This is a genomic window from Mycobacterium sp. NGS58 (genome assembly GCF_059812385.1).
This window is the reverse complement of the sequence record NZ_JCALCO010000015.1, coordinates 81,812-108,418: the sequence shown is the minus strand read 5'-3', so window position 1 is coordinate 108,418 and position 26,607 is coordinate 81,812. Positions and strand designations below refer to the sequence as shown.

The window sequence follows — 26,607 nt, the reverse complement described above, 5'->3', positions numbered from 1 at the left end:
CAGCTGGTCAGTATTCGAAGCGGTTGAGCACGTCGTAGTGGCGACCGGCCGTCAGCCACGTGAACTGGTAGATCAACCGCACCGCGGCCGAGGGAATTCGCTTGTAGTCGGTCAGCACGGGTGTCTGCTCGAGGAACCGCAGCCGGGGGTTCCAGGTTGCAATCTCGCGCGCGTCCCGAATGCCCCACTTGATGATTCCCCTGGTGAAGAACTTGGACATCAGCGGCGCCAGGGCCGAGAGCGTGTCGAAATGCATTTCGCCGCTGGCGAATCGGTCGGTCAGGCGCTGCAGCAGCCGCCGCACTTCCCGCTCGTGCAGGTACATCAGCAGGCCCTCGGCGACTATCAGAGTCGGGCGTCCGGTCGGGGCTTGATCGAGCCACTGCAGTTCGGTCACCGACGAGCCGATCATCCGGTAGCGCTCGGTGTCGACGTAGAGCCGACGCCGTAGCCCGATCACGCTCGGCTGGTCGACATCGAACCACAACACGGTCGGCGGTACGGCAAGCCGGAACGCGCGCCCGTCGAGGCCGCAACCCAGATGCAGCACAACGGCATCCGGATGGCGGGCGAGGAAGTCGGCGCACCAGTTGTCGAGCCGTTTGGCCCGCAAAGTAACCAGGTATTGATTGGCCGCCGGCCATGACGTCCGGTGGATTCGCTTGAAGTCGTACGCGATCCGATCCACCGCTTCCGCGGCCGGCCTATCCCCCAGAATCGGCCTTTCCGTGCGGCTTTCGTGGGCACGCAGATACAGGGTCACGAGGTTGGTCCACTCCACCGAACCCCAAGGCACCGAACTGAAGTCGACTTTGTCCGTCGCCATCCGGGTCAGAACGCCTCGGGGTTCTGTTGCACCTCGGCGGGAACCGGGTGCCGGTACAGGCGAGATGCATTCTCCCAGCTGAATTTCCGGATGACATCGGCCGGTAGGTCACCGATTTGCTCGTGGATCGTTTGTTGGGTGTGCGGCCAGGTGGAGTCGCAATGCGGGTAGTCGGCTTCCAGCATGATGTTGTCCACACCTATCCGTTCGCGCTGCACGAACGAAGACTTGTCTTCGACCGCACAGAACCAGAAGTTGCGGGTCAGCACCTCCGCGGGGGTCAGAGGCTCACCGAACGACTGCCAGGTGCCGTACATCGCGTGATAACTGAGCATGTGGTCGAGGCGGTCGAGGAGCCCCGCCACCCAACCGATTCCGCCCTCGGACAGACAGATCTTGAGGTCGGGGAACCGGCTGGGCAGTCCGGAGTACAACCAGTCGACCGCGGCGGAAATCGCGTAGGCGAAAAACAGCACACCCTGCACGTCCGGTGGCGCGTCCGCCGTGGTGGACGGTGACGACCCCGATGAACCGATGTGCAGGTTCACCACGGTGCCGGTTTCGGCGCAGGCCGCCATCATCGGATCCCAGTGGCCGGTGTGGATGCTGGGCAATCCGAGCATCGCCGGGTTCTCGCTGAACGTGACGGCGTGAAAGCCGCGTTCGGCGTTCTCGCGGATCATCTTCGCGCCGAGTTCGGGGTCGAGCAGCCACGGCAGCTGGCAGGGAATGATCCGGTCGGGATACGACCCCGCCCAGACGTCGAAATGCCAGTCGTTCCATGCCCGCACTGAGGCCAGCGCCAGGTCGCGATCGGTGGTCACCAGCTGCAGCCGCTGCCCGGCGAAGCCCGGCAGGAACGACGGGAAGTTCAGCGAGGCGTAGATGCCGTTGAGGTCCATGTCCCTGACCCGGGCGTGGATATCCCATGCACCCCTGCGCATTTCGTCGAATCGCACCGGCTCGAAACCATATTCCGCCACCGGCCGTCCGACCACCGCGTTGAAGCCGACGTTGGGCAGCTCCTTCCCGTCGTAGACCCACGTCTGTCCCCCGCCGTCGGTCTCGACGACTTTCGGCGCACGGTCCGCGAATTTGCGGGGCAGGCGGCCGGTGAACGTGTCCGGAGGCTCGACGATGTGGTCATCCACCGAGATCACCGTGTAGCGGCGCGGGGCGCGGGGCGGATCCGGCAGAAAGGTGACCGAACGCTCGGCGCCGGTCTTCGCCGTGGTGAAGTTCAGGTCGGTGGCCAGCTCGTCGATCGATTTCATTCGGGCGCCTTCCGCGGTGTCATCGAGTGTGCCGTGGGGGCTTTGGGTGAACCTCAGGTGAGCACATCGGCGTCGGCCTTGATGGTCATGCGCGCCGCCCCGGCCCAGTACACGTCGGCGGCGCGTTCGATCAGCGACCGTTGCATGCCGGCCATGTCCGACCAATTCATGCTCAGCGGATCCCTCCCGGTGAGCATCACGTCGTAGGCCAGCTTGCAGACGCGCTCGATGGACGCCGCGCGGTAGACGGCTTCGGGCAGGTTGCGGCCGGTCGCGATGACCCCGTGATTGGCCAGGATCGTCAGGTTGGCGCCGCCGATCCGGGCAGCGAGTTCCGCGGCGCGCGCGGGGCCGTCGATTTCGCCGTCGTAGGTGTCGACCAGGCACAGGTCGTCGAGGAAGAGCGAACCCGTCTGGTGCACCAGCTCCGGCAGCCTGCCCAGCGCGGCCAGCACGCACGCGTAGTACGGGTGGTTGTGGATCACCACGCGGGCGTCGTCGCGCGCCCGGTGCAGTTCGGTGTGGATGTGGATGGCCGGGGTGACGTCCCAGCGCCCGCTGACCACGCGGGCGTCACCGTCGACCACGCAGATATCGGAGGCGGTGATCTCCTGCCACCACAGTCCCCACGGGTTGACGAACATGTCGGTCCGCCCGTCGAGCTGCCAGGTGATGTGCCCGGCCATGTTCTCGGCGAACCCGACGCCGGCCAGGTGACGGAAGGCGATGGCCAGCGCCTGCTCGTCGGAGAGGTCGACGCCGATGGGCGGAACCACCGACGGCGCCCAGACTTCCAACCCGCCACGGCGTGCGTTAGGAGCGTTCATGACCAGCCTCCATTCTGGCTCCAATATCCTCGCGCAGCCGCCCTTTGGCTATCTTTCCGCCGGATGACCGGGGCAGCTCGGCGAGAACGATGAGCCGTTCGGGCAGCAGTTCCTTGGAAACCCCCAGCGCCAGCAGGTGTTCGACGAGGCCGGGCAGGTCGACGGAGGCGGAGGGCATGAGTTCGGCGTAGAGGCAGACCTTTTCGCCGAACACCGGATCGGGCATGGCGACCGCCGCCGCTATCGCGATGGCCGGATGCGACATGACGGCGTCTTCGACCTGGCTCGCGCTGATGTTCTTGCCGCCGCGCACGATGAAATCGGACGTGCGCCCGGTGACACGCAGATAGCCGTCGGCGTCGACTTCACAGATGTCGCCCATGCGCATCCACCCGTCGCGGGTGAACAGCTTGTCGTGGTCGGTGCCGCCAAGGTACCCGAGGCTGGTCGCCGGCCCGCGGCACGCGGGCTGTCCGCGTCCTGTTGCGGTCACGTCCCGGTCTCCGTCGAACAGCCGGACATTCATTTCGGGGACGAGACGGCCGCCGGTGCGCAGCCGCCGCTCGCGGGAGTCCTCGAGGGTGGTCGCGCTGAGCAGTCCGGTCTCGTTGGAGCCGTAGAACTGCAGGATTTTCGCGCCGGTGAGTTCCTCGAACTCGGCCGCGGGCCGATACGGCAACGCCTCCCCGCCGGTGTAGACGACGCGCAGGGAACTGAGGTCGTGGCGGCGACTGGCCGCATCCGCCAGGAGCATGGTCAATTGCGTGCTGACGCAACATAATACGGTGACTTTGTGCCGGGCTATCGCCTCGCAGGTGGCTTCGGCGGTGAACCGGCCCAGAATCACCGCAGTGGCGCCGAGGTAGATCGGCGTGGTGTGGCTGGTCCACAGCCCGAATCCGAATGGGGTGGGGATGACCGGCAGGAATACTTCGTCGCCGGCCAGCCGCCCGTTGACGACGGCCTTCTGGTGGAAGTAGTGCCAACGGTTCTGGGTGTGCACGACGCACTTGGGCAGCCCGGTGGTCCCGGACGTCGAGTTGATCAGGAACACGTCGTCGGGGCCGAGTCCGCGGCCGCCCGCCAGCGCCTTGGGCTGGGCCTCGACATCGAGGCGGAGTGTCCCGTCGTCGCGGCGCAAAACCATCCCGGGCACTCCCAGTTCGTCGGCAACTTGCGCGGCGGCCCCGGCGTGGCCCGGATCGGTGATCATGATTTTCGGCTGGGCGCTGCGCAGGACCGCCGACGCCTCGCGGGTGCCGGCGCGCGCGCCGAGGCCGACAACCACCGCCCCGCAGCGTTCGATCGCCACGAACAGCACGTGAATGGCCGCGGAGTCGCCATGCCATACCGCCACCCGATCTCCACGGGCGACGCCAATCCCGGCCAGCTCCTCGGCTAATCGCGTTGCAGCGCGGTCGAATTCACGCCAGGTTAACGCCGAGTCGCCGTAATCGAGGTAGGCGGGACGATCCGGTGTTCGTTGGGCGTTGCGACGCACCGCGTCCGACAGCGTCGAATCGCACCACCAGCCGGCGGCCCGAAACCGGGCCGAGTCCTCGCCGGTGAATGCCGGCGAGCCCATGGTTTCCAGCCCACCGACGCTCATCACCAAATGATAGGAAAGCCACCGGCGGTTTCCGCGCTAGGGATTCGGCGGGGCGGGTGGGGCGTGCTGGTTGTTGTCGACAACGTCCGGAGGGTGCGGTCGCGGCGGGTGACAGTTGCGAGTGCACCCGCAATTGAGCCCGATGATGCAGCCACCTCCCCCAACGGGTTGCACCGGCGTGGCGCCGCCCGGAGCCGGTGGCGGGACCGACGAACCGGCGATGGCCGCCGGCGCGGCACCCGTCGCGAGACCCGCCGCCAGGACGAACCCGGTCACCCACCCGCACAGCGCGGCACGTGCCGTGGCGTTCTGGCTCCCCATAACGCACCAGAGTAATCGCCCGTCAGTAGACGCGCCGGCTGCGCGGACGTGGCGTCACCTCATCATCTGGGGCGAGGAGGCCGGTGTGGCCGGGTTCGTTTGTGCGCCAGCGCCAGCCTTACTGCGTAGATTCCGGCGCTGACCGCGAACATCGCGGCCGTCAACAGCAGCCAGCGACCTAGAAACGGGTCCTGGTTCTGGCCGGTCGCGGCCCGGTAGGTGGCGGCCCCCTGTTCCACGATGCCGGGCAGGAACACCAGCAGTGTCAGCCCCGCGCCCAGCGCGGGCACCCGAAGGTAATTGAGCACCGGCACACCGGCTTCGGCACGCGCCGGAAAAGGCTGGGCATGGCCGCGCGACAGCAACCGGTCGACAGAGGCATAGACGGGAAACAACAGCAGGTCGTGGGCGATGATGGCAGCGGCGAACCACACGATGATCGATTGCCACCAGACGTGTGTGTTCCACAGGGTGACCGGTCTGATGACGACGATGACGTAGCCCAGCAGTGCGAACCCGGCGATCATCGTCAGCAGGTGCAGGGGGTGGGATCCGTAAATCCGTGCGAATGCGCTACGCATGTGCGGCAGCCCGAAAGGCAATGGAGGCCACCCATTTCGTGTTGTGCACGCCCGGTAGCGCGGGCACGATGATCCGCGCGGGGAAGCCGTGATCCGGGGACAGATCGTTGCCGTTCACGCGCAGCGCCAGCAGCGCGTCCGGGTGCAGCACCTGGTTGGTTTGCAGCGTCGCGCCGGTGAAGGCGCCAGACCGTTCCAGCGACGACACCCGTGCGGATTCCGGTGCCGACACACCGGCGAGCCGGGCGAGGTCGGCCAGTCGCACGCCGCTCCACGTTTGGGTGGTGGACCAACCTTCGACGCAGGCGATCGGCAGGACAGCCGTGTGCTGCGGCATCGCCAGCACGGCCGCGCGGTCCAATGTCACCGGACGGGGGCCGCCGGTCAGGGTGAGCCGCCAGCGCTCCCCCGTGTCTTGTTCGGAGATGCCGGCCGCCGCCGCGGTCCGGTTGACCTGGAAGTCCCCTGGTGCATCGCCGGCGCGGCGCCCGCGCGGCAGCAACAGGGCGGCGGGCCGTGCGCAACCACCCAGCGTCTGCCCCGCGGTGAGGAACGCCAGGAAAACGGCGCCGCCGGCCACCAGCGCCAGGGCGCCGCGGCGGCTGATCGTGACCGGGCCGGGTTCGGCGGCGACAAGGCCGTCGGGCTGCCACGGCTCGGCCTTGGTGTCGGCGCGCCCGCTGCGCAGCACGTCACGGGGTGACAGCGAGCGCAGGCCGGCCCACATGCGCCGGCTCTTGACCGCGACGTGCATGACGAAGCCGGTGATGAACACCCAGGCGCCGAAGTAATGCGCGGTGTAGAAGCTGAAACCGAAGATGTAGTCGTACTGGATGTTGAGCACGCCGGTCACGATCTCGAACAGGATCCCGCCGACCAACATCAGCAATGAAATCCGTTCCAGCAGTTGGGCGATGGACCGTGCCGGCGGAATCACGAACAGCCGGGGGATCACCGACCACAGCTTGGCCAGCACCACGGGGATGAGGATGAGCCCGAGCCCGACATGAAGTCCCTGGGTCAGCCGGTACAGCCACGACGGATCGGTGGGCCAGTCGAAGGTCGGCAGCTTGAGCCAGCCGACGTCGGTGGGGATGGCCTGTCCGAACCGCGGCCCGTAGGCGATGTAGGACAACAGGCCGGTGATAATGACGATCGGCAGCGTCACCAGTAGCACCGAGCCGAACACCGACGTCAGCCACGGTCCCCGCAAGGGGCTGCGCCACAGCCGGGCGAAATCGCCGCGGCTCGCCTTCGCGCCGTCCCCGTCGTCGGCAGCGGACGTGCCGGTCGTCTCTGCTGGCCTCATCCGCCCCCCACCCGCGCATCACGAACACGTGTGCCGTGCTGTCAAAGATCATTCACGATGGCGCGTTGCGGCGGGTTCAGTTTTGACGGACGGACGTCAGTATCAGTCCTTGCCCCGCGGCGGCGGCTGCACCTCGACACCGGTGGACCCGTGTTCCGGGCCCGCGGCGGGGTGTTCGGACGGGACGCGGTCACGGAACCTGGTGCCCTCGCTGGGGCGTTCGGGGTCGGGCCGATGGACGTTGCCGTGGTAAGGACCGGGCTTCGGCCGGGGCTTCCCACCGGGGAATGCCAACCGGAAGATGGTGCGGTGCACCGTGAACCACTGCTTGCCGAAGGGGCCGGAGTTGTAGGGCAGCTCGTAACGCTCGCAAATGTCTTTGACCTGCGGAGCAATCTCGGAGTACCGACTGCTCGGCATGTCCGGGTAGAGGTGGTGCTCGACCTGGTAACCGAGATTGCCGCTGATGATGTGGAACAGCGGGCTGCCGTCGATGTTCGCTGCGCCGAGCAGTTGGCGCACGTACCAACCCCCGCGCGTCTCGTTCTCGGTCTCTTCCTGCGTGAACGTGTAGGTCTGGTCCGGGAAGTGGCCACAGAAGATGATCGCGTGCGCCCACACGTTGCGGATGACGTTCGCGATCGCATCGGCGACCAGGGTGCGCAGATAGGTACTTTCGACGCCCGGCGCGACTTTGTCGAGGAAATTGGCGGCGGCGCCGATGCGCCCGCCGCTGGACACCTTGCGCAGCCTCCTGCCCAACCGTGACTTCGCCGGCTGTTCGAGGCGGCCGCGCAACGCCAGTTGGGTCAGGGCGAATGCGCCGGCGCTGATCGCCGGCCAGCCGAGGTAGTCCTTGTAGATTTGCGCGCGGGCCTTGACGCCGATGCCCCGCAGGTCCTTTCGCACCTCCGACCACGGCTTCTCGCGCTTACGTATCGCGTCGATGTCCATGTCATGGACGGCGACGCCCCATTCGAACAGCAGCGTGAGCAGCAGGTTGTAGAGCGGCTGGAACAGAAAGCGGCGCTCCCACTTCTGGTTAGGGTCGATCCGCATGATCTCGTAGCCGAGATCCTTGTCCTTGCCGAGGATGTTCGTAAAGGTGTGATGAATGTAGTTGTGGGAGTGCTTCCACGACTCGGCCGTCGACGCCGTGTCCCAGTCCCACACCGAGGAGTGGATGTCGGGATCGTTCATCCAATCCCATTGGCCGTGCATCACGTTGTGGCCGATCTCCATGTTCTCCAGGATTTTGGCCATGGAGAGGCAGGCGGTGCCCAGCAGCCACGCGGTTTTCGAGCGCGACGCCAGCAACAACACCCGGCCTACCACGACTATCTGTCGCTGTGCCGAGATGACGTTCTTGATGTATCGGCGGTCGCGGTCGCCGAGGTCAGCGAACACCTCGTCGTGGATCGCGTCGAATTCCTTCGCGAGCTTTTCCAGCTCTTGTTCCCCCAGGCGGGAAAGCGGTGTTTCCCCAGACTTCTTCACGGCAGTTGTCACGGGCCGCTCCTTTCGATCACAGTTCGAGTTCGACATCGCCTTCGGCGGTGTTGATGCAGATCCGCACGTCTTGCTCCGTCGGCTCGATCACATCGCCGGAGCGCAGGTCACGCAGCTTGCCCGACTTCAGCGTGCCGACGCAGGTGTGGCAGATACCGATTCGGCAGCCGAACGCGAGATTGAGGCCGGCCTTTTCGCCGGCTTCGAGAATCGATGTGCCGCCGTCACATTCGACTTCCTTTTCGCTGTCGAGGAAGCAGACGGTGCCGCCCTCGCCGGCGTTCGCGTCGCCGCCGATCTTGGGCTGGAACCGCTCGAAGTGCAGGCGTTCGCAATCGCCGTTCGCTTCCCAGTGCTCGATCAGCGCGTCGAGCATCTCACCGGGACCAGAGCAGAAGGCCTCGCGCTCGCGCCAGTCCGGGCACACGTCATCGAGGTCCTCGGGTGTCAGTCGCCCCTGCTCGGAGGTGAGGCGCAGGTCCAGCCGCATTCCCTCGTGGCGTTCCTCGAGCTCCTCCAGGGCGGCGAGAAACATCGCCTGCTCGCGGGTGCGCGCGGAATGAATGACCACCACGTCGTCCAATTCGTCGCGATGGTCGAGGTCGCGCAGCATGCTGATGATCGGCGTGATGCCGCTTCCGGCGCTGATGAACAGCAGCTTGGACGGCAGCGGCTGGGGCAGCGTGAACACGCCCTCGATCTCCCCGAGCCGTACCAGATCCCCCGGCTGAATCTTGTGCACGAGATAGGGCGATACGACTCCGCCGTCGACCCTTTTCGGCGTGACGCTGATCAGACCGTCGTCGGGCCTGGGGTCCGAAGTGAGTGAGTACGCGCGCCAGTGGTAGACCCCGTCGATCACCACGCCGAGGCGCACGTACTGGCCGGGCTTGTGGCCGGGCCACTCATACCCTGGACGGATGAGCACGCTGGCCGCCTCGGAACCTTGTGCCTCGATGCCCTCGACCTTTCCGCGCAGCTCCTTGGTGGTCCACAGCGGGTTGATCATCTCGAGGTAGTCGTCGGGCTGCAGCGGGCTGAACAGCCGGCGCACCGCTCGCAGGAACAACCGGCGTCCCCGGGGTACGCGCGGTTCCGCGCCACGTTCAGCCATGCCGCCAGAGTACACAGGTGTACACCGACTCTAAACATTATTTTGAATGTCGTTGTTGCACAATGCCAAACGTATGCGTGAAGTGCTCACACCGGTATCTCAGCCGTTCACTGGCCGTTCGGCGCTCGATTGGGGCCTGTTGCGATGGATACCTGGGAGATGCCCAGACCGAGGGTCGCCCAAACGTTTGTTCAGATGTTTCGGGCGGTCAGGCGACCCAGCAGCCGGTCACCGCGACGCCTAGTGTCGGTTGATGTGCTGATCGGCTTCCTCCTCGCGCTGGGCTGCTCGCTTTGCTACGGAACGGCGACCGTGCTGCAAGCGGCCGGAACGCGATCGGTGGAGGCGGGCAGCGGGTCGGGGGTCGATGCGGTGTTGCTGTTGCGAGCCGTCCGGCAGTGGCGCTATCTGGTCGGGGTGGGCCTCGACGTCGTCGGGTTTGCGTTGCAGGTCGCCGCGCTGCGCCTGGTACCGATCTACGTGGTCGCGGCGGCGCTGGCCGCGTCGATCGCCGTCACCGGGGTCGTCGCCGCATGGGTGCTGTCGGCGCGCTTGTCGGCGACCGAGTGGACGGCCGTCGGCGTCGTCTGCGTCAGCCTGGTCGTCCTCGCCCTCGCCGCCGGGCCAGGCCACTTTCGGCACGCCCCGGCCGGCCTCGGGTGGGCGCTGCTGGGCGTGGTGGCCGCGATGTTCGTCGGCGGGGCGGCCGCGGGGCGTCTGCCCGACCGGGTGCGTGCGCTCGTGCTGGGGCTGGGCGCCGGAACTGGATTCGGCGTGGTCGAGGTGGCCGTGCGCCTCATCGAGGCGATCGATCCCACCAAACTCTCCTTCTACGCCAACCCGGCCCTGTACGCGGCCGCAGCGGGGGGCGCCGCGGGGTTCCTATTGCTCACCTCCGCATTGCATCGCGGATCGGTGACCACGGCCGTCGCCGGAATGGTCGTGGGTGAGACGCTGGCACCCGCGCTCGTCGGGGTGGCGTGGCTGGGCGACGCCGCTCGCGCCGGGCTCGGCTGGCTGGTGGTCGCCGGGTTCGCCGTCGCCGTGTGCGGAACACTGGTGCTGGCGCGCTTCGGCGAAGCGCCCCAGCCCGAACCAGTTGAGGAAGTGGGCTGAGGCCGCCCGCAAAGCTCATGTTCCAAGGGCGGATGCCGCGCGGGGGACGACGGTTCCGTCCACCGGCGCGTAGCCGGTGCCGCGTGCGGGGCGCGTCCACAATAGGCCGTCGCCTGCGGTGACTCCCGCCGCGATCAGCGCGCGCTTGAGGATCTTGTTCGTCGCGGTCGCGGGCAGCTGATCATTGATGCGCACATAACGCGGCCACGCCTTCGGGGACAGGTCGGCCTGCGCGGCAAGGAATCTCTCGAAATCATGCGGGCTCAGCCTTGCCCCGGGCCGCAGCACCAGGGCCGCCATCACCTGGTCGCCCACTCGCTCGTCGGGGACCGCATAGACGGCGACCTGGCTGACTTCGGGTAGCCGCGCCAGAATCCGCTCGATCGGGCCGGCCGCCAGGTTCTCCCCGTCCACCCGCATCCAGTCGGCCGTCCGCCCGGCGAGGTAAATCCAGCCCGCCGCGTCGCGGTAGGCCAGATCACCCGACCAGTACATCCCGTGCCGCATCCGCTCGGCGGTGGCGTCCGGATCGTTGTAGTAACCGGCGAAGGGCCCCGCACCCTGCGTGTTCACCAGCTCACCGACGGCCTCGTCGAAGTTGATCAGCGCGCCGTGGGCGTCGAACCGTGCGGCCTCGCACTCCCGCAACGTGGTCGAGTTGTAAATGCCCACCCCGGGATACGGCTTGCCGATGGAGCCCGCCGGGGTACCGTCCTCGCGCACCACGATGACCGCGAATTCACTGGAGCCGAAGCTGTCGATGACGCGACACCCGAAACGCCTTGCGAATTCGGCGATATCGCGATCGGTGGCCTCGTTGCCGAACGCCACCCGCAGGGTGTTCTCGGCGTCGTCGGGACGTTCGGGGGTGGAGAGGATCAGTGCCAGCGGCTTGCCGACGTAGTTCAGGTATGTCACCCGGTAGCGGCGAACGTCGTCCAGAAAACGGGACGGCGAAAACCGCGCCGGCACCATGGTGGCGCCGCACCCGATGGCGACCGCCCAGCCCGCGGCGACACCGTTGGAATGGAAGAGCGGCATCGACAGGTAGCAGACATCGTCGGCGGTGACTTCGTATTGGTAAATCAGGCTGGCACCGCACATGATCGCCATGCCATGGGCGAACCGGACCACCTTCGGGTCACCGCTGGTGCCCGACGTGAAGATCATCATCAGGGTATCGGCGGACGCCACCTCGCGGACCGGGACCAGCGGGGGCGCGGCCGCGACGGCTTCGGCGTAGCAGCCGCCGGTCACGTCGAGTACCTGAATGCCGTTGAGCTCCAACCCGTCCAGCAGCTCGAGATGCTCGGGGTCGACGAGCAGCATCTGGCAGTCCGATCGCCGGATGTCGGTCAGCAGTCCGGTCCCGCGCCGCGTGGTGTTGATCCCGCACAGCACGTAGCCGCCGAGCCCGGCCGCCGCCATGGCCCGCAACATGGCCGGCGAGTTCCCCAGCAGCGCACCGACGTGCAGCGGTCGTGCCGTGTCCGCGAGCGCGATGACCGCCGCGGCTTCCGCCTCTGCCTCGGCGAGGTGCTCGCGCCAGGTCCAGGTCTTGTCGCCGTAGGCGAGGGCCACAGTGTCGTCGCCGCGACGCTGGCGCAGTAGCTGCTGAACCGTCTCCGGCATGCGTTCACCTCCTCGTCTTCATCGGGTGGTCAGCACCAGCCCCGCGTAATCACTGCGGGCCACCGCATCGCAGTGGCGCCGGTAGGTGCCGAAGCCGCCGATGTAGGGCATGAAGACCCGCTTCTTGCCCTCGATGTTGGCGCCCAGGTACCAGGAGGATGCCGCCTTGGGGAACAGCGTGCGCTCGGCCGCCTGGGCCACGTGCTGGGTCCAGGCGAGCGCCGCATCGCGGCGTGGCTCGACCTCGCTGACCCCTCGCCGGTGTGCGGTTCGCACCAGTTCGGTGACCCAGTCGACCTGAACCTCGGCGTGCAGCACCATGTTCGCCAGCACCGAGGGGCTGCCCGGCCCGCTGATGGTGAACAGGTTCGGCAGCCCCGGCACCATCAGACCGAGGAAGGTCACCGGGCCGTCGGCCCAGATGTCGCGCAGTCGTTGTCCCCCCGGACCTTTGGGATCGATTCGGGTCAACGCCCCGGTCATGGCGTCGAATCCGGTCGCGAAGACCAGCACGTCGCAGGGGTACGTCGCCTCGCCGGTTCGTACGCCGTCGGCGGTGATCGCGTCGATGGGCTCACGGCGCAGGTTGATCAGCCGAACATTGTCGCGGTTGAAGGTGGCGTAGTAGCCGTCGTCGGTGCAGATCCGCTTGGTTCCGATCGGGTGATCGACCGGGATGAGATCCGTTGCCACCAAGGGATCGGCGACGATCTCCCGGATCCGCTCCTCCGCGAACGTCCTGGCGACGTCGTTGGCGGACAGGTCGCTGGTCTGGTCCGGGAAGGTCTTGGCGAACAGGACGCCGCCTTCGCGCCAGCGCTTCCACAGCGCTTCGGACCGTTCGTGAGCCTCGGTGTCGAGGGCCTTCTTGTGGTAGGTGCCGTGCGGTGTGCCCGCCGCCGCATAGGCGGAGGCCCGGCGACGCTCCGGGTACTGCTCCTGGATTTCTCGCTGTTCCTCGACCGACCATGGCCGGTTGGGCATCGGGATGGTGTAGTTCGCGGACCGCTGAAATACCACCAGGCTTTCGGCGCGTGCGGCGATGATCGGCGCCACCTGGATGCCGGACGATCCCGTGCCGATCAGGCCCACCCGCTTGCCGCGCAGCTCGGGATCTTCGCGGGGCCAAGCGGCCGTGAAATACACCTCACCCGAGAAGTCGTGAGCGCCCGGGATATTCGGCCGATTCACCGCCGACAGGCAACCGGTCGCGCATAACAGGAATTGCGCGGCGTACACGTCCCCGGCGGCGGTCTCGACATGCCACAGACCCCGCTCGAACGTGGCGCCGACGGCGTCGACACCGAACCGATAGTGGCGCCGCAGATCGAAGCGGTCGGCAACGTGTCGCAGGTAGGCCAGGATCTCCGGTTGGGCGGCGAAGCGTTCGGTCCACTGCCAGCTCTGCTGTAGTCCTTCGTCGAAAGAGTAAGAATAGTCCACGCTTTCGACGTCGCAGCGCGCGCCGGGGTAGCGGTTCCAATACCAGGTGCCGCCCACGTCGGGCGCGGCCTCGATCGCGGTCACCGACAGGCCCGACGAGGCCGCCCGGTGCACGGCGTAGAGCCCGGCGAACCCGGCACCTATGACGATGACGTCGCTGACTTCGGTCACGACACCGCGCTCCGGTCCGCCGGATGCAGCAGCTCGCGCAGGTCGCCGAAGACCAGATGCTGTGCCGATGTTGCCGGCGGAAGCGCTTGCATGGTCATGAAGCCTTGGAACAGCCCGGGGAAGTCCCGGTGCACCACGGGGACTCCCGCGCGACGCAACCGGCGCGCGTAGTCGCAGCCCTCGCTGTGCAGCGGATCCGACCCGGCCGTCACGATCACCGCCGGAGCCAGGCCCTCATGGGTATCAGCGCGGGCCTGCGGGCCGGTCATGTTCTCGACGCGCGGGAATCCGGCGTTCAACTGGTCGAGCAGCTCCTGCACCACGCCGTTGAGCGGGTCGTCCATGTGCACCTCCGACCTCGTCGCCAAGGTCATGCGGGCCGATACCTCAAGAGGGTGAGGCCCTCTTCAGGCAGATCGTAGAACACCGGCACCACCGGCATCCCGATCCGGATGTCGCCCGGGTCGACGTCGACCAGCTCGGTGCTGAATTTCGGTCCGGCATCCCACTGCACCACCGCGAGCAGCTGCGACAGCGCGTCCGCCCACGGCGGCCCCGTGGGCCTGCGGGCGATGGTGAAGGTGTACAGCGTTCCGGCACCGTCGATTTGGCGCCATTCCAGGTCGTCGGCCAGTATGCCCGGGGCCAGCGTGCGCGGATAGAACACGTAGCGCCGTGCCGACGGCGAGTACTGGACCAGGATCTGGTGCTGCGCAAGGCCGTCCCAGAACGGCCGCGAGACGGGCGTCGGCTCAGGGACGGGATGATTCATGCCTAGTCCCCCCGCAGGATCAGCGCGACCTGTTCGCTCATGATGCCGCCGTTGCCGGTCACGAACGCCGTGTGGCAATCGGGGACTTGGGCGTCGCCCGCCCGGCCCATGATCTGGCGTGCGCCGTCCACCACGTGGTGCATGCCACCGGCCATTCCGGCCTGGCCGAACGACAACTGTCCGCCCGCGGTGTTGAGCGGGAAGTCGCCGCGGTGGGTCAGGTCATGCTCGCCGACCCACGACATGCCTTCGCCTTTGGCGCAGAATCCCGCGTCCTCCAGGCTCATCAGCACCGTGATGGTGTAGCAGTCGTAGATCGACGCGACGTCGACATCTGACCGGTCCAGCCCGGCCATCGCGAACGCGCGGTCGGCGGCGCGCGCGATCGGGGTGGACAGCAGATCCTTCGCGTAGGTCGGGGTTTTGAAGGCGATGTGTTCGCCGAAGCCCTTGATCCAGACCGGGCGGTTGCGGCCGCGGCGGGCGATGTCGGCGTTGGCGATCAGCACGCCCACTCCCCCGTGCACGCGCATCACCGTTTCCAGCATGCGGATGGGGTCCGCGATCATCGGGCTGTTCAGCACGTCGTTCACCGTGATGGGGGTGCCGTGAAACACGGCTCCTGGATGCGCGCACGCGTTCGTCCGTTGGTCGACGGCGATCTTGGCGACCGCGGCGGGGTCGTAACCGAATTCCGCCGCGTAGCGCTGGGCGATCTGCGCGTAGGGCGCGTTCTGGCCGACGTTGCCGTAGGGGATCTCGAATTCGGCCTGCGGCGAGCCATAGTTGTTCGAGGACGCCCCATACCAGTTCGGGCCGGGTGCGGGTCGGCGCCCAGATTGGGGAACCGACGCCGAGCCGGGTACGACCGCGAGCGCGGCGTCGCAGATGCCGAGTTCGACGGCCGCCGCAGCCCGCCAGATCATTCCGGCGGCGGTGGCTCCGCCGAGATCGACTCGCTCACCGAAATCCAGCGCCAGACCCAGGTATTCACACAGGGTGGCCGGTGCGAACATCGCCGACTCGGCGACGCCGTGGGTCAGCAGGCCGTTGATGCGGCGGGGATCGACTCCGGCGTCGTCGATCACCATCTTCGCCAACACCGCGTACTGGTCGAGGGTGAACAGGGGCGCTCGGGTGGGGCGCCGCTGCGCGGGCAACTCCGCGATGCCGACGATGGCCGCCTCGCCGCGCAGCCCGGTCACCAGCCGGCTCCCCGCATCGGCAATTCGACGGTCGCAGTCCCCGGCATGAGGATCGTGTCGTCGCGCCGGCCGGCGATGACGAGATCGATAAGCCCGATCCCCGTGTCGCTCAGCCGTTTACCGGTGACCTCACCTCCGAAACTCAGTGATTCGCCGGGATAGGCGACCGCCCGGTTCTGCACCGAGAACGACACCAGCCGGCCGCGGCCACCGATCCAGTCGCCGAGGGTGCGGGCCAGCAGCGCCGCCTGAAGGGGGCCGTGAACCAGGACGTTGTCGTAACCTTCGGTGTCGCGCGCCCAGTCTTTGTCGTAGTGAATCCGATGGCCGTTGTAGGTAGCGGCGCTGAAGAAGAACATCTGGGTTTCGTCGACGGAGACGGTGAGCGTGGGAATGTGCTCGCCGACGGCGACGTCTTCGAAGAATGGCTGCTGATCGGACATGGCGCACAAAGCCTTTCTAGGGGCGGGCAATCATCGACGTCGACGCTTCGGCCAGCAGGTCGCGATGCTGGTTGCGGTACAACGTGTGCCAGGTGACGAGAACGAATGCGCCCGAGCGGCCCTGCTTTTCGACGATCGAGGAAATGGTTCGGACCATGTCGATCTCGTCGCGGTCATACGCGGGCAGGTGAAAGGTGAAGCTCTCCCCGCCGGCCATCCGCTTGGGGGCTCGGGGAAACGCCAAACTGCCCGAGACCGCGCCGGACGATCCGTCGGGACGCAGCGACCCGAGCGGCGATACGCCGAGGATCGCATACTGCAGAAACAGTGGGGGGCAGATGATGTCGCGATACCCGTTCGCCCTCGCGTGATCGGGGTCGAAATACAGCGGATTGTGGTCCCCGACCGCCGCCGCCCAGCGTTGCCAATCGCGCCGATTCACCTCGCCGGTCGCCGACGCGGCGACCGTGCCGACGCGCGCCGCCGATTCGGCGTCGATCAAACTGTCCTCGCTCAACGGCGCTCTCCTTCGTCTGTCTCGTGCGGACTCCGTTCCAGCCAGCCCGCGGCGACGTCGGCTCCGCCGCCGAAAGTCGACCCGAGCCGTGCCCGCTCGCTCCACAGGTGCAGGTCGGTCTCGGTGACGTATCCCATCCCACCGTGCAGTTGATGGGCGTCCAGCGTGATCAGCCGGGCCGCGGTGGCCGCATGCATGCGGGCGATGGCCGTCTCCCTGGTAGCCGCGCGGCCGCGGCCCAGCCAGAACACCGCCGCGTGCGCGGCCAATCGCGCGGCCGACACGGCGATGTGCATGTTGGCGATCAGGTGCTGCGCGGCCTGGAACGACGCGATGGGCCTGCCGAATTGGTGACGCAGCTTGGTGTAGTCGACGGTGCGGTCCAGCACCGCCTGGCCGACGCCGACCAGGTCGAGTGATCCCAGCGCCACCGCGGTGTTCGCGATCCGGCGCAGCGCCGGTGCGGTGACTCCGTCGAGCGCCGCGTCGGCGGTGACGTCGTCGAAGCGCAGCGTGAACGCCCGGAGCCCACCGGCCATGTCGAGCGATTCCACGTCGACACCGCGGATGTCGACGACGACGACCAGCGTGCGCCCGTCCGCTGCGGCCGACGCCACGACGAGATCGGCGACGTCGGCATCGAGGACATAGTCCGCGGTTCCGTTGAGCCGCCACCGTTCTCCGGCGGCGTCGGCGCGCAGCGTGGGGGCGACGAGGGCGGCGTCGCGCGCGTTCCAGAGCGCGGTGGTGGCCCGGGTGGTCCCGGACGCGAGCGGCGGCAGCCAGCGTGACCTCGCGTCCGGGGAGCCGAGCTGGTCGATGGCCAGCGCGGCCTGCACGCTGCTGTGCACCGTGGTCGGGCACAGCGCGCGGCCGGCCTCGGTGTAGAAGACGGCGAGGTCGTCGAGCGAGCCGCCGGCCCCACCGTACTCCTCGGTGATGGCCAGGCCGAAGACGCCCGCATCGGCCAGCGCCTTCCACAATGCCGGCGTGCGGCGGTCGGCACCGGGTTCGTCCATGGCGCGCACCAGACCGATCGGGTTCTCCGCGGCCAGCAGTGAGCGTAAGGCCGCGGCGAATTCGCGCTGTTCGGCGGTGGGCATCGTCTTCATCTGCGAAGCTCGGGCTCTTCAGTCAGCGTCCGTAGGAGGGGATTCCGTGCCCGCGCTGAGCGATGATGTCGCGCAGCACCTCGTTGGTACCGCCGCCGAATCGCATCAGCGGGGCGGCCCGGTAGAGCCGCTCGAATTTGCCTGCCAGCGGCGCCTCTTCGCTGCGATGCGCCAGCAGGCCATCGGGACCAAACAGGTCGAGCGCCAAATCGGCGATGCGCTGGCGCAGCTCGCTGGTGAACACCTTTTCCACGCTGACCTCAACGGTAGGTATCACGCCCGAATCCAGGATCGACGCCGCCTCGTAGCCCATCAGGACGGCCACCGCGACGTCGGCCTCGGCCTGCACCAGCCGCCGGCGAAGCGACGGATCGTCGGCGGGCACGGTCCCGTCGCGCCGCGGGCCGCGTGCCAGCTCGTGCAATTCCTCGACAGCGCGCCGGAGGTCTCCGGCGTTGGTCAGCGCCCCGCGTTCGAGATCGAGCGCACCCGTGATGTAGGTCCAGCCGCGGTTGACCTCGCCCACCAGGTTGGTGGCCGGCACCCGCACGTCACGGAAGTGCACCTCGTTGGTGCGATAGCCCGACCACGCGTACAGCGGGCGGATTTCGACACCCGGGCTGTCGATCGGCACGATGACGACCGAAATGCCGCGATGCCGGGCACCAGTTAGATCGGTACGGACGCAGAGCCATTCGTGCGTGGCACGCTGGGCGCCGCTGTTCCAGGTCTTGGTGCCGTTGATCACCCATTCTTCGCCGTCCCGGGTGGCGCTGGTCCGCAGGCTGGCGAGGTCGGTTCCCGCATCGGGCTCGGAATAGCCGACCGCGCAGATCATTTCGCCCCTGGCGATCAGCGGCAGCCAGTCGCTCTTATTGCGCTCGGTGCCGTGCCGCATGATCATCGGCGCCACCGATGTCACCGTCAGGTCGGGACCGGGGACGCCCCAATACTCGAATTCGCTCATCAGCAGGTGCAGGTGCGTCGCGCCGAGGCCCAGTCCGCCGTACTCGCGCGGCCAGTTCAGTCCGAACCAGCCCTTGGCCCCGATCTTGCGCCGGAAACGGGCGACTTCGCCGTCGGGAAACTCCAAGTCGTGCTCGGCGAGTTCGGCGCGCAATTCCGGGGTGACGTTGTCGTGCAGAAATTCACGAACCTCGGCGAGCCAGGCGCGCTGCTCAGCGTCGAGTTCGAAATTCATTCCGGCGCCTGTGCCCTTCCGCATGCTTTTCACCGAGCGCCGTCAGCGTAACGCCACGGCGAGAGGGCGCCGGCGATTTCGGGGGTTGCGTCATGCTCGATCGCCGCGGGCCCGCGCCCCGAACTGTAAATACGCTGTCAAACTCCCGTTAAAACACGTCGACCCTCTCGCGGTCTTTCGGACCGGCTGCGAAGATTTACAGATCGGCCGGTCGACGGGGACCAGGCATCCTGCCCAACCCCAGGGAGAAGCCATGCCCACTGCTGAGATGCGCCTCCGCGAAAATCTGCGAAATTACGCCGTCGAATTGCGGCAGCTGGCGTACACGCTGCCGTTGGGCGTGGGCGAGCACGATCTGCTGCAACTGTCCGACCGCATGCGTGCCGCGGCCGAGCAGATGGTCCGCAAGGGCGCCTGAGGCGTCAGCCGCCACGCAGGCGGATCTTCCAGCGCACGAAGCCCAGGTACACGGCGCTGATGACGAACAGCATGCCGACGTCGAACCACCACGTCGCGGGAGTGTGCCGCCAGTGCGAGTCCTTCGGGGTCAGCGGACCGGGCACGAGCTTGGTCAGGTCGGCGGTCGAGGCCGACGCCGCGAATCCCCACCGCGCCGGTGTTGCCCACGACATCTGGTCGAGGCCGATGCGCGCGGTGACCGGAATCATCCCGCCGGAGAACACCAGCTGCGACATGACCGCGACCACCAGCAACGGCATGATCTGCTCGTTCGACTTGGCTACGGCCGACAGGGCCAGCCCCAGCATGGCTGACGCCACACACGTCAGCGCCACGTCGGCGAACAGCTCGAGGCCCGGCATGCCCAGCGCCACGGCACCTTGGGTCGGGGCGCCCTTGCCGAGCACCGCGATGATGCTGACGATTGCCGACTGGACGATCGCGAAGACGGTGTACACGCAGACCTTGGCCAACAGGTACGCCGACGTGGACAAGCCGACCGCCTGCTCCCGCAGAAAGATCGCGCGCTCACCGATGAGGTCGCGGATGGTCAGGGCGGTGCCCATGAAGACCGCGCCGACGTTGAGCAGCACCAGGATCTGCCCTGGCTCGTTGGGCGCGGCGCCCATCGGGTTCGGTATCCCGAAGCCGACATCGCCGGGCACCGACATGGACAGCGACCCCATGATGAACGGCAGCAGCGCGAGGAAGACGAAGTAGCCGCGGTCCGAGACGATCAGCCGCATCTGGCGTCTGGCGATCGTGGAGAACTGCCGGACCAAGCTGGTATGCGCGGGATCGCCCAGCTCGGCCGGTTTCTCGGCCGGCGGCGGTGCGGGCGGCGGGCCCGTTCGGGCCAGGTAGCGCGCCTGGGACCCGTCGGGATCGTTGGCGACTGTGCTGAAGATGTCGGCCCAATTCGTGGTGCCCATGGCGGGACCGATCTGGCTGGGCGGCCCGCAGAACGCCGTCTTGCCGCCGGGAGCCAGGAGCAACACCTGGTCGCAGACGTCGAGGTAGGTCAGCGAGTGGGTGACCACCAGCACCACCCGACCGGCGTCGGCCAGCTGCCGCAGCATGGTCATCACCTGCCGGTCCAGCGCCGGGTCCAGGCCCGAGGTCGGCTCGTCGAGGATCAGCAGCGACGGCCCGGTCAGCAGCTCGAGTGCCACCGACGCGCGCTTGCGCTGGCCGCCGGACAGCTTGTCCACCCGGGTGTGCAGGTGCTTGGTCATCTCGAGTTCTTCGAGCACCCGTGCCACCACCTGGGCGCGGTCGTCCTTCGTGGTGTCCGGCGGCAGCCGCAGCTCCGCGGCGTACATCAACGCCTGCTGCACGGTCAGCTGCCCGTGCACCACGTCGTCCTGCGGCACCATCCCGATCCTGCTGCGCAACGAGGCGTACTCGGCATGGATGTTGTGGCCCTCGAACGACACGGTCCCCGTTGTCGGGTGCGTGTACCCCGCTATCAACCGCGCGAAGGTCGACTTGCCGGCACCGGAAGGCCCGATGATGGCCGTCAGCGTGCCGGGCAGGGCGGCCAGCGAGATGTTGTCCAGCAGCGTTTTGTTGTTCTCGATCGTCCAGGTAACCCCGCGTGCATCGAGGCCGCCACTGCGCGTCGCGGTCACCGTCTGATCGCGGCGGGCCAGGTTGCCGCCGTGGAAGACCAGGTCGATGTTGCCGATGGTGACCACGTCGCCGTCGTGCAGTACGGCCGAATCGACCCGGACGCCGTTGACGAACGTTCCGTTGATGCTGCGGTTGTCGTGGATCTCGGTGCCGGTGGGCGTCGGAACCAGGGTGGCGTGGTGGCGCGATGCCAGCACCTCGGGGATGACGATGTCGTTGTCGTTGGCGCGACCGATTTTGATCGCGCCCGGCACGTCCGGCCCGGCCTTGCCCGGCCGCAAAATCTTCATCATCGACGTCGCGATGACCGACGAGTCGGCGCCGACGCGTCCCGTCTGGGGCGCCAGCGGCCCCGCGCCGGTCGGCGGCGCCGCGTGCGCCGACGGCGACCGGTAAATCTGCGGTGCGTGCTGGGGTCCGCTCGGCGGGGGGCTCGGCGGACCGCCGGTCGGGGGCCGGGCCTGCGCGGTGGCGGGCGGATGGACGGTGTGCCGGAACGACGCGGACGCCGGCTGCTGCGGCTGGCCGGGGTGCTGCGTGCCGAATGGCGGGCTCTGCGGCGCCCGTGCCGGCGGTTCGTTGGGGTTGCTGACAATCGGTATCGACGTCGTCAGCGGGGGCCGCCCGGCCGAGCCTTGGTGGCGGCCGACCTCGAAGGTGAGCGCCGGGCCGTCCGGGTTGCCGACGTTGACCCGCAGCCCATCCTGGATGTCGACGACCGGGACCCGGCGGTTGTGGACATAAAGACCGTTGAGGCTGCCGTTGTCGACTGCGATCCATCGGCCCTGGTCATACCGCACGATCAGGTGGGTACGGGAGATCAGGGGGTGGGCCACCCGCAGGTCGGCGCGAAGGTCACGCCCGATCACTACGTCGTTGCCCGGCGCGAAGGTGCGTTCGGATCCCTCGTACCGCACGGTCAGCGCAGGCGGGGCTGGTGGAGTCATCAGGACCAACTGTAACGGCAGAGGCGCGGCTTATGCGCCGGGTTCTTCGCCGACACCGGGTCACCCGACGTCACGACGGGCTCGACCGGCGCCGAGGTTGCGGTCCCACAAGCTGATGAAAGCAATGAAGGGACGAATTACCTTGGGGTGTATTAGCTTTCGGCTTCAACCCGCAACTGCGGCGTGGCGCAGATTCCGTACGCTCGGGATCTTGCTGCGGGAGGCGGTGACGTCCTTGACGAAATCACCGACGTACTTGAGGGCCCGCCTGCCCTCGGGCAAGATGTCGGCCGCTATCGGGAAGTCGTGAATCTGCCCGTCCCACAGGTGCAGATCGCAATGGATCCCACTGGCTTCCAGGCGCTTCGCCATCAATTCGGCGTCGGCGAGTAACAATTCGTCCGAGCTTGCGTGAATGGTGACCGGCGGCATCGAGGACAGGTCCGCGTCGACCGGCGACGCGACGGTGGAATCACCTCGCCCTTCCACAACCTGTGCTTTGCTGAGATACTGCGCGAACATCGAGAATGCGCGACGAGTGAACATGGAGCACTTACGTGCGTTGCGGTGCTTGAGCTTTCGCATCGGGTCGGCGTCGGTGAAAGGCGAGATGGTCGCTACGCCCGCCGGTTCCACGATGCCGTCGTTGATCGCCAGAAGGGTGGTCATGAACGCCAGGTATCCGCCCGCGGAGTCGCCGCCGACGACGATCTGGTCGCCGTCGTAACCGCGATCCAGCAGCCAGCGCAGGCCGCTGATGCCGTCGTCGATGGCGTCGGTGATCTGATGGGCGGGCAACTTTCGATACGCGACGGTCAGTACTGCGGCATCGGCCGCCTTCGACAAGTGGGTCACCATGGAGCGGTGGGTGTTGAGACCGCAGGTTAGGAACGCGCCACCATGCAGATACAGGATCGCCCGCTCCCCCGATACGCCGGGAGCCCGAACCAATTCGGCGGCGCAGTTGTCCAACCGCACCCGGTCGATTTCGGCCCTTGACCCGAATTGCGGGATAAGGCCCGCGACGCCGTCGACGTACTCGAACGGCCACTGCAGGTTCGGCGTCATGGCCCACGCGCGGACGGTGTTCTTCACGATGAGCCGACTGGCGAGCCCTACCGCAACCGACTGCGGACTATGGCGATGGTGGACGCGCCGCGTCGTCGCCACACTCGGCAATATATGTGTCGGTTCGATCGCGCTCACCATGTGGATTTCAACCTCCTAAGTGGAGGGCGGATACCCTGCCTTGCGGGGGGTTAATTGCAAATTAACGCGCGAGAAATGTTGCCTACATCACTGTTTGCTGGCTACAGAGATGGGTATCACTCCGTTATCTCTTTTGCGGTTGGCGCGTGGGCGTAATCCGTCCGGACCGGCTGTTGCCCACGCCCCATCTGGCCTATATATGAGCGATGGCACACGCTAAACCTCCCGATCCGCTGCTGACCGACCGGGTTGCGGTCGTCACGGGCGCCGGGGGTGGCATCGGCGCGGCGACCGCGCGACTGTTCGCCGAACACGGTGCCGACGTGGTCATCGCCGATATCGACGCCGACCTCGCCGGCGCCACGGCAGCATCGATCACCGAATCCGGTGGGTCGGCTTCAGCCGTCGTCACCGACGTCCGAGATCCCGACCAGGTCGCGCGCCTGGCCCGAACGGTGCTGGACCGGTCTGGGCGGGTCGACGTGCTGGTCAACAACGTGGGCCACTGGCTGCGTCACCCTGGGGATTTCGTCGACACCGACCCGCAACTGTGGGCCGAGCTCTACCGGATCAACCTGCATCACGTCTTCCTGCTGACGCACGCGTTTCTGCCCGCCATGGTCGAGCGGCGCGCGGGTGCGATCGTGAACGTCTCGTCGGTCGAGGGGCTGCGGGGCTACCCGGAGGACCCGGTGTATGCCGCGTTCAAGTCAGCCGTCAACGCGTTCACTCGCAGCCTTGCGGTCCAGGTGGGCAACGACGGGGTGCGGGTCAACGCCGTGGCGCCGGACGTAACCGAGTCCCTGCAAGTGCCCTATTCGCAATGGCTTTCGGGCGAGGAACAGGCGCAATGGCCGCAATGGGTTCCGGTGGGCCGAATGGGGCTGCCCGAGGATCAGGCCAGGGTCATCCTGTTCTTGGCCTCGGATCTCTCGGGATTCGTCACCGGCCACATCATCCCCACCGACGGCGGTACCGCCGCTGCGGGCGGATGGTTCCGGTCCACGCGCCGGCCCGACCGTCAGTGGACGAATCGGCCCATCGCCCCCTGACCGGCGGCACCCAAGCGACCGCTTCGCGCGGAGGTAAACCGGTGAAAAGCCTTGTGGGTCAATCAATCTCAGAGCATCGACGCCGGCCGGAATCGGGCCTGATCGTCGATGATCATGACCGGGATGCCGTTGAGCACACCGTTGCCGGAGGGCTCGTCGATGAGCGTTGGCGGCGACAGTACGTTGGTGTTCGCTCCCGGTGAGTTGTTGGCGACCGCCATACGGGTGCCCGGCTTGCCGTGCCCCCAGCCGTGAGGCATCGACACCACACCGGGCTTGATGGAATCGGTGATCTCGACCGGAACTTTGATCTCGCCGGCCTCCGATTTCACGGTCACGATGTCGTTGTCGGTGACGCCGCAACGAGCCGCGTCCTCGGGGTGAATCAGCAACGTGCACCGATCCTTTCCCTTCATCAGCGCAGGAACGTTGTGCAGCCAGGTGTTGTTGGATCGCAGGTGCCTCCGGCTCACCAGGACGAGCGGCTCGGCCGGCCGCTCCATGCGCGCGGCCAGACGCGGCAGGTCGTCGAGCAAATACTCTGGGGCGAGCCGGATCTTCTTGTCGGGGGTGCCGAGGAGACCGGGCAGCTGCGGCACCATCGGCCCGAAGTCGATGCCGTTCGGGTTGGCCTTGAGCATATCGAGAGTCAGCCCGCCCGGGATCTCGCCGTAGTGGTCGCCGAAGGGGCCGGTTCGCAGCGTGAGGTCGAGCATTCGCTCCGGTCCGCCGTGCTCGTAGAGCTTGCGGATCTGTCCACCGTCGAGCCCGCGGGTGAAGGCCAGGTAGTCGAAGAAGCCGTCGTCAATGGCCGTGACGTCGACGTCCTCGGCGGGGGTTCCGGTGCACAGGCCGGTCAGCCGGATCAAGATCTCCCACTCGTGCGGGCGATCGCCCGGATCGAACACCGGCGCAGAATAATTCGCGATGCTGTGAATGGCGAAGAGCAGGATCAGATCGTCGTGGTGCGGCTGTTCGAGCGGGGAAAGGCCGGGCAGAATCACATCGGCGTGCCGCGTCGTCTCGTTGAGCCAAAGGTCTACGGAGATCATCGCTTCCAGCATCGGCAGCACTTTGTCGAGCTTGTCACCTGCGGGGGTGGAGAGCACCGGGTTGCCCGCGACCGTGATCAGCGCCTTGAGTTGCCCGTCGCCCGGTGTGGCGATCTCCTCGGCCATGCACGACACCGGCGCCTGTCCGAGCACCTCCTTGGCGCCGCGGACCCGGGTGTGCCAACGACCGAATTCCGGTGCGCCGCCCTCCAATCCGGGAAGCGGCTGGGTGGTGATCGACCATGCCGCCGGTTTGGGGAACATCGCCCCGCCGGGTCTGTCGAAATGCCCGGTGAGGATGTTGACGACGTCGACGAGCCAACTGGCGAGGCTGCCGAACTCTTGGTTGCACAGACCGATTCGACCGTATACCACCGATTTTTCGGTGCCGGCGAGTTCGCGGGCCAGCCGGCGAATGCGGTCCTCGTCGATGCCCGTGACGGCGCTGACCCGTTCGGGTGGCCAGTCCGCGGCGGCGCGCCGCATCGTGTCGACGCCGTCGACGTGCGGGCCCGGGTTGATGAGGTTTTCGTCGAAGAGGGTGTGTGTGACGGCCATCAGCAGGGCCGCGTCGGTTCCGGGCACGATGGGCAGCCACTCGTCGGCGCGCGCCGCGGTCAGGGTTCGCACGGGGTCGATCACGATCACCTTGCCGCGTTTGCGGATCCCGTCGATCAGTCCCATCACGTTGGGCGCGGCCAGCAGCGAACCCTGTGACGCCGCCGGGTTGGCGCCCATGATCACCAGCAGGTCGGTGCGTTCGATGTCGGGCACCGGGAAGTTCCACCACAGGCCGTACATCAGGTGCGACGACAGGTTCTTCGGCCATTGGTCGACCGTGCCCGGCGAATACGTGACCGGCATGCCGGACATGCCCATCAGCACACCGGCATAGCGGGCCAGCGAGAACGAATGCGCCAGCGGGTTGCCGGTGTAGGCGGTGACCGCGCCGATGCCGTACTTGTCGATCACCGGGGTCAGCAACTCGGTGCAGCGGCGAAACGCCGCGTCCCAGCTGACTTCACGCCACTGTCCGTCGACCTTGATCATTGGCTCGCGGATGCGGTCCGGATCGTCGTGCAGTGCCGCAAGCGAGGTGCCTTTGGGGCACAGATGTCCGCGGCTCCACACGTCGTCAGGGTTGCCGCGGATGCCGGTGACGCTGCCGTCGGTGACCTGAATTTCCAAGCCGCACATGGCTTCACACAACGGGCACGTGCGCAGGTGCGTGCCGTCTTCGCCCGGTTTCATCCACCCACTGTATTCCGCTACCA

Annotated in this window: 24 protein-coding genes; 3 read left to right on the top strand and 21 right to left on the bottom strand. The window is 67.2% G+C overall.

The genetic code is table 11. The features are described 5' to 3' along the window. Window positions 1-7: 7 nt before the first annotated feature. The 9 genes from AC5Y4H_RS15855 to AC5Y4H_RS15815 all read right to left on the bottom strand — a co-directional run bounded on the left by AC5Y4H_RS15855 (window position 8) and on the right by AC5Y4H_RS15815 (window position 9,370). Complete coding sequence (locus AC5Y4H_RS15855; protein ID WP_499983129.1) at window positions 8-826, bottom strand: class I SAM-dependent methyltransferase; 819 nt, start codon at window positions 824-826, stop codon at window positions 8-10. A gap of 5 nt (window positions 827-831) precedes the next feature. Next, on the bottom strand, window positions 832-2,100 hold the full coding sequence (locus AC5Y4H_RS15850; RefSeq protein WP_499983128.1) for an amidohydrolase family protein: 1,269 nt from the start codon (window positions 2,098-2,100) through the stop codon (window positions 832-834). Window positions 2,101-2,153: 53 nt separating this feature from the next. After that, window positions 2,154-2,927, bottom strand: coding sequence for a class II aldolase/adducin family protein (locus AC5Y4H_RS15845; protein ID WP_499983127.1), 774 nt, complete (start codon window positions 2,925-2,927; stop codon window positions 2,154-2,156). After that, window positions 2,914-4,536, bottom strand: a complete 1,623-nt coding sequence (locus AC5Y4H_RS15840) for a class I adenylate-forming enzyme family protein (protein ID WP_499983126.1) — start codon at window positions 4,534-4,536, stop codon at window positions 2,914-2,916. The genes AC5Y4H_RS15845 and AC5Y4H_RS15840 overlap by 14 nt, the downstream gene beginning before the upstream one ends. 36 nt (window positions 4,537-4,572) lie before the next feature. Beyond that, on the bottom strand, window positions 4,573-4,857 hold the full coding sequence (locus AC5Y4H_RS15835) for a hypothetical protein (protein WP_499983125.1): 285 nt from the start codon (window positions 4,855-4,857) through the stop codon (window positions 4,573-4,575). A gap of 62 nt (window positions 4,858-4,919) precedes the next feature. Then, on the bottom strand, window positions 4,920-5,438 hold the full coding sequence (locus AC5Y4H_RS15830) for a hypothetical protein (protein WP_499983124.1): 519 nt from the start codon (window positions 5,436-5,438) through the stop codon (window positions 4,920-4,922). Then, entirely contained in the window at window positions 5,431-6,747 is a 1,317-nt protein-coding gene (locus AC5Y4H_RS15825; protein WP_499983123.1) for a molybdopterin-dependent oxidoreductase, read from the bottom strand. The genes AC5Y4H_RS15830 and AC5Y4H_RS15825 overlap by 8 nt, the downstream gene beginning before the upstream one ends. 102 nt (window positions 6,748-6,849) lie before the next feature. Next, entirely contained in the window at window positions 6,850-8,244 is a 1,395-nt protein-coding gene (locus AC5Y4H_RS15820) for a fatty acid desaturase family protein (RefSeq protein WP_499983159.1), read from the bottom strand. Between the two features lie 28 nt (window positions 8,245-8,272). Next, window positions 8,273-9,370: a ferredoxin reductase gene (locus tag AC5Y4H_RS15815; protein WP_499983122.1), complete on the bottom strand. Its 1,098-nt coding sequence runs from the start codon at window positions 9,368-9,370 to the stop codon at window positions 8,273-8,275. A 243-nt stretch (window positions 9,371-9,613) separates the two neighbouring features. On the opposite strand from AC5Y4H_RS15815, the gene AC5Y4H_RS15810 reads away from it, so the two are divergent. Continuing rightward, on the top strand, window positions 9,614-10,486 hold the full coding sequence (locus AC5Y4H_RS15810; protein ID WP_499983121.1) for a DMT family transporter: 873 nt from the start codon (window positions 9,614-9,616) through the stop codon (window positions 10,484-10,486). A 15-nt stretch (window positions 10,487-10,501) separates the two neighbouring features. Here the strand turns inward: AC5Y4H_RS15810 and fadD1 are convergent, their stop codons facing one another. From fadD1 to AC5Y4H_RS15765, 9 genes are read right to left on the bottom strand one after another with little or no spacing between them, the layout of a single operon-like run. After that, entirely contained in the window at window positions 10,502-12,118 is a 1,617-nt protein-coding gene (fadD1, locus tag AC5Y4H_RS15805; RefSeq protein WP_499983120.1) for a fatty-acid--CoA ligase FadD1, read from the bottom strand. An 18-nt stretch (window positions 12,119-12,136) separates the two neighbouring features. Further along, window positions 12,137-13,732 carry a flavin-containing monooxygenase gene (locus tag AC5Y4H_RS15800; RefSeq protein ID WP_499983119.1) on the bottom strand — a complete coding sequence of 532 codons (1,596 nt, stop codon included), beginning with the start codon at window positions 13,730-13,732 and terminating at the stop codon, window positions 12,137-12,139. Further along, window positions 13,729-14,106 carry an alpha/beta hydrolase gene (locus tag AC5Y4H_RS15795; RefSeq protein ID WP_499983118.1) on the bottom strand — a complete coding sequence of 126 codons (378 nt, stop codon included), beginning with the start codon at window positions 14,104-14,106 and terminating at the stop codon, window positions 13,729-13,731. The genes AC5Y4H_RS15800 and AC5Y4H_RS15795 overlap by 4 nt, the downstream gene beginning before the upstream one ends. Further along, window positions 14,103-14,504, bottom strand: coding sequence for a Zn-ribbon domain-containing OB-fold protein (locus AC5Y4H_RS15790; RefSeq protein ID WP_499983117.1), 402 nt, complete (start codon window positions 14,502-14,504; stop codon window positions 14,103-14,105). Before AC5Y4H_RS15790 ends, AC5Y4H_RS15795 begins: the two co-directional genes overlap by 4 nt. Window positions 14,505-14,506: 2 nt before the next feature. Further along, window positions 14,507-15,709, bottom strand: a complete 1,203-nt coding sequence (locus tag AC5Y4H_RS15785; RefSeq protein ID WP_499983116.1) for a thiolase family protein — start codon at window positions 15,707-15,709, stop codon at window positions 14,507-14,509. Continuing rightward, on the bottom strand, window positions 15,706-16,152 hold the full coding sequence (locus AC5Y4H_RS15780; RefSeq protein ID WP_499983115.1) for a MaoC family dehydratase: 447 nt from the start codon (window positions 16,150-16,152) through the stop codon (window positions 15,706-15,708). The genes AC5Y4H_RS15785 and AC5Y4H_RS15780 overlap by 4 nt, the downstream gene beginning before the upstream one ends. A gap of 16 nt (window positions 16,153-16,168) precedes the next feature. After that, window positions 16,169-16,669: a MaoC family dehydratase gene (locus tag AC5Y4H_RS15775; RefSeq protein WP_499983114.1), complete on the bottom strand. Its 501-nt coding sequence runs from the start codon at window positions 16,667-16,669 to the stop codon at window positions 16,169-16,171. Next, the gene (locus tag AC5Y4H_RS15770; RefSeq protein ID WP_499983113.1) at window positions 16,666-17,781 is read right to left on the bottom strand and encodes an acyl-CoA dehydrogenase family protein; all 1,116 of its coding nucleotides are present in this window, start codon (window positions 17,779-17,781) and stop codon (window positions 16,666-16,668) included. Before AC5Y4H_RS15770 ends, AC5Y4H_RS15775 begins: the two co-directional genes overlap by 4 nt. A gap of 22 nt (window positions 17,782-17,803) precedes the next feature. After that, the gene (locus AC5Y4H_RS15765) at window positions 17,804-18,982 is read right to left on the bottom strand and encodes an acyl-CoA dehydrogenase family protein (protein WP_499983158.1); all 1,179 of its coding nucleotides are present in this window, start codon (window positions 18,980-18,982) and stop codon (window positions 17,804-17,806) included. Window positions 18,983-19,235: 253 nt separating this feature from the next. On the opposite strand from AC5Y4H_RS15765, the gene AC5Y4H_RS15760 reads away from it, so the two are divergent. Then, window positions 19,236-19,400: a hypothetical protein gene (locus AC5Y4H_RS15760; RefSeq protein WP_499983112.1), complete on the top strand. Its 165-nt coding sequence runs from the start codon at window positions 19,236-19,238 to the stop codon at window positions 19,398-19,400. A 4-nt stretch (window positions 19,401-19,404) separates the two neighbouring features. On the opposite strand, the gene AC5Y4H_RS15755 is transcribed toward AC5Y4H_RS15760, so the two are convergent. Together AC5Y4H_RS15755 and AC5Y4H_RS15750 are read right to left on the bottom strand one after the other, a co-directional pair. Further along, window positions 19,405-22,020 carry an ATP-binding cassette domain-containing protein gene (locus AC5Y4H_RS15755; protein WP_499983111.1) on the bottom strand — a complete coding sequence of 872 codons (2,616 nt, stop codon included), beginning with the start codon at window positions 22,018-22,020 and terminating at the stop codon, window positions 19,405-19,407. 165 nt (window positions 22,021-22,185) lie between these two features. Further along, complete coding sequence (locus AC5Y4H_RS15750) at window positions 22,186-23,229, bottom strand: alpha/beta hydrolase (RefSeq protein WP_499983110.1); 1,044 nt, start codon at window positions 23,227-23,229, stop codon at window positions 22,186-22,188. Window positions 23,230-23,435: 206 nt separating this feature from the next. Here AC5Y4H_RS15750 and AC5Y4H_RS15745 point away from each other — a divergent pair, with 206 nt between their 5' ends. Further along, a complete protein-coding gene (locus AC5Y4H_RS15745) occupies window positions 23,436-24,281 on the top strand; it encodes an SDR family NAD(P)-dependent oxidoreductase (RefSeq protein WP_499983109.1) in 846 nt (281 codons plus the stop codon). A 68-nt stretch (window positions 24,282-24,349) separates the two neighbouring features. Here the strand turns inward: AC5Y4H_RS15745 and AC5Y4H_RS15740 are convergent, their stop codons facing one another. Beyond that, on the bottom strand, window positions 24,350-26,584 hold the full coding sequence (locus AC5Y4H_RS15740; protein ID WP_499983108.1) for a molybdopterin-dependent oxidoreductase: 2,235 nt from the start codon (window positions 26,582-26,584) through the stop codon (window positions 24,350-24,352). Window positions 26,585-26,607: the final 23 nt, after the last annotated feature.

What these genes read in the sequence shown, in the direction of transcription:
- AC5Y4H_RS15830 (WP_499983124.1), bottom strand. Translation starts at nt 5,438, where the DNA reads ATGCGTAGCGCATTCGCACGGATTTACGGATCCCACCCCCTGCACCTG.
- AC5Y4H_RS15835 (WP_499983125.1), bottom strand. Translation starts at nt 4,857, where the DNA reads ATGGGGAGCCAGAACGCCACGGCACGTGCCGCGCTGTGCGGGTGGGTG.
- AC5Y4H_RS15850 (WP_499983128.1), bottom strand. Translation starts at nt 2,100, where the DNA reads ATGAAATCGATCGACGAGCTGGCCACCGACCTGAACTTCACCACGGCG.
- AC5Y4H_RS15840 (WP_499983126.1), bottom strand. Translation starts at nt 4,536, where the DNA reads ATGAGCGTCGGTGGGCTGGAAACCATGGGCTCGCCGGCATTCACCGGC.
- AC5Y4H_RS15790 (WP_499983117.1), bottom strand. Translation starts at nt 14,504, where the DNA reads ATGAATCATCCCGTCCCTGAGCCGACGCCCGTCTCGCGGCCGTTCTGG.
- AC5Y4H_RS15845 (WP_499983127.1), bottom strand. Translation starts at nt 2,927, where the DNA reads ATGAACGCTCCTAACGCACGCCGTGGCGGGTTGGAAGTCTGGGCGCCG.
- AC5Y4H_RS15855 (WP_499983129.1), bottom strand. Translation starts at nt 826, where the DNA reads ATGGCGACGGACAAAGTCGACTTCAGTTCGGTGCCTTGGGGTTCGGTG.
- AC5Y4H_RS15755 (WP_499983111.1), bottom strand. Translation starts at nt 22,020, where the DNA reads ATGACTCCACCAGCCCCGCCTGCGCTGACCGTGCGGTACGAGGGATCC.
- AC5Y4H_RS15765 (WP_499983158.1), bottom strand. Translation starts at nt 18,982, where the DNA reads ATGAATTTCGAACTCGACGCTGAGCAGCGCGCCTGGCTCGCCGAGGTT.
- AC5Y4H_RS15750 (WP_499983110.1), bottom strand. Translation starts at nt 23,229, where the DNA reads ATGGTGAGCGCGATCGAACCGACACATATATTGCCGAGTGTGGCGACG.
- AC5Y4H_RS15740 (WP_499983108.1), bottom strand. Translation starts at nt 26,584, where the DNA reads ATGAAACCGGGCGAAGACGGCACGCACCTGCGCACGTGCCCGTTGTGT.
- AC5Y4H_RS15780 (WP_499983115.1), bottom strand. Translation starts at nt 16,152, where the DNA reads ATGTCCGATCAGCAGCCATTCTTCGAAGACGTCGCCGTCGGCGAGCAC.
- AC5Y4H_RS15795 (WP_499983118.1), bottom strand. Translation starts at nt 14,106, where the DNA reads ATGACCTTGGCGACGAGGTCGGAGGTGCACATGGACGACCCGCTCAAC.
- AC5Y4H_RS15770 (WP_499983113.1), bottom strand. Translation starts at nt 17,781, where the DNA reads ATGAAGACGATGCCCACCGCCGAACAGCGCGAATTCGCCGCGGCCTTA.
- AC5Y4H_RS15825 (WP_499983123.1), bottom strand. Translation starts at nt 6,747, where the DNA reads ATGAGGCCAGCAGAGACGACCGGCACGTCCGCTGCCGACGACGGGGAC.
- AC5Y4H_RS15815 (WP_499983122.1), bottom strand. Translation starts at nt 9,370, where the DNA reads ATGGCTGAACGTGGCGCGGAACCGCGCGTACCCCGGGGACGCCGGTTG.
- fadD1 (WP_499983120.1), bottom strand. Translation starts at nt 12,118, where the DNA reads ATGCCGGAGACGGTTCAGCAGCTACTGCGCCAGCGTCGCGGCGACGAC.
- AC5Y4H_RS15760 (WP_499983112.1), top strand. Translation starts at nt 19,236, where the DNA reads ATGCCCACTGCTGAGATGCGCCTCCGCGAAAATCTGCGAAATTACGCC.
- AC5Y4H_RS15745 (WP_499983109.1), top strand. Translation starts at nt 23,436, where the DNA reads ATGGCACACGCTAAACCTCCCGATCCGCTGCTGACCGACCGGGTTGCG.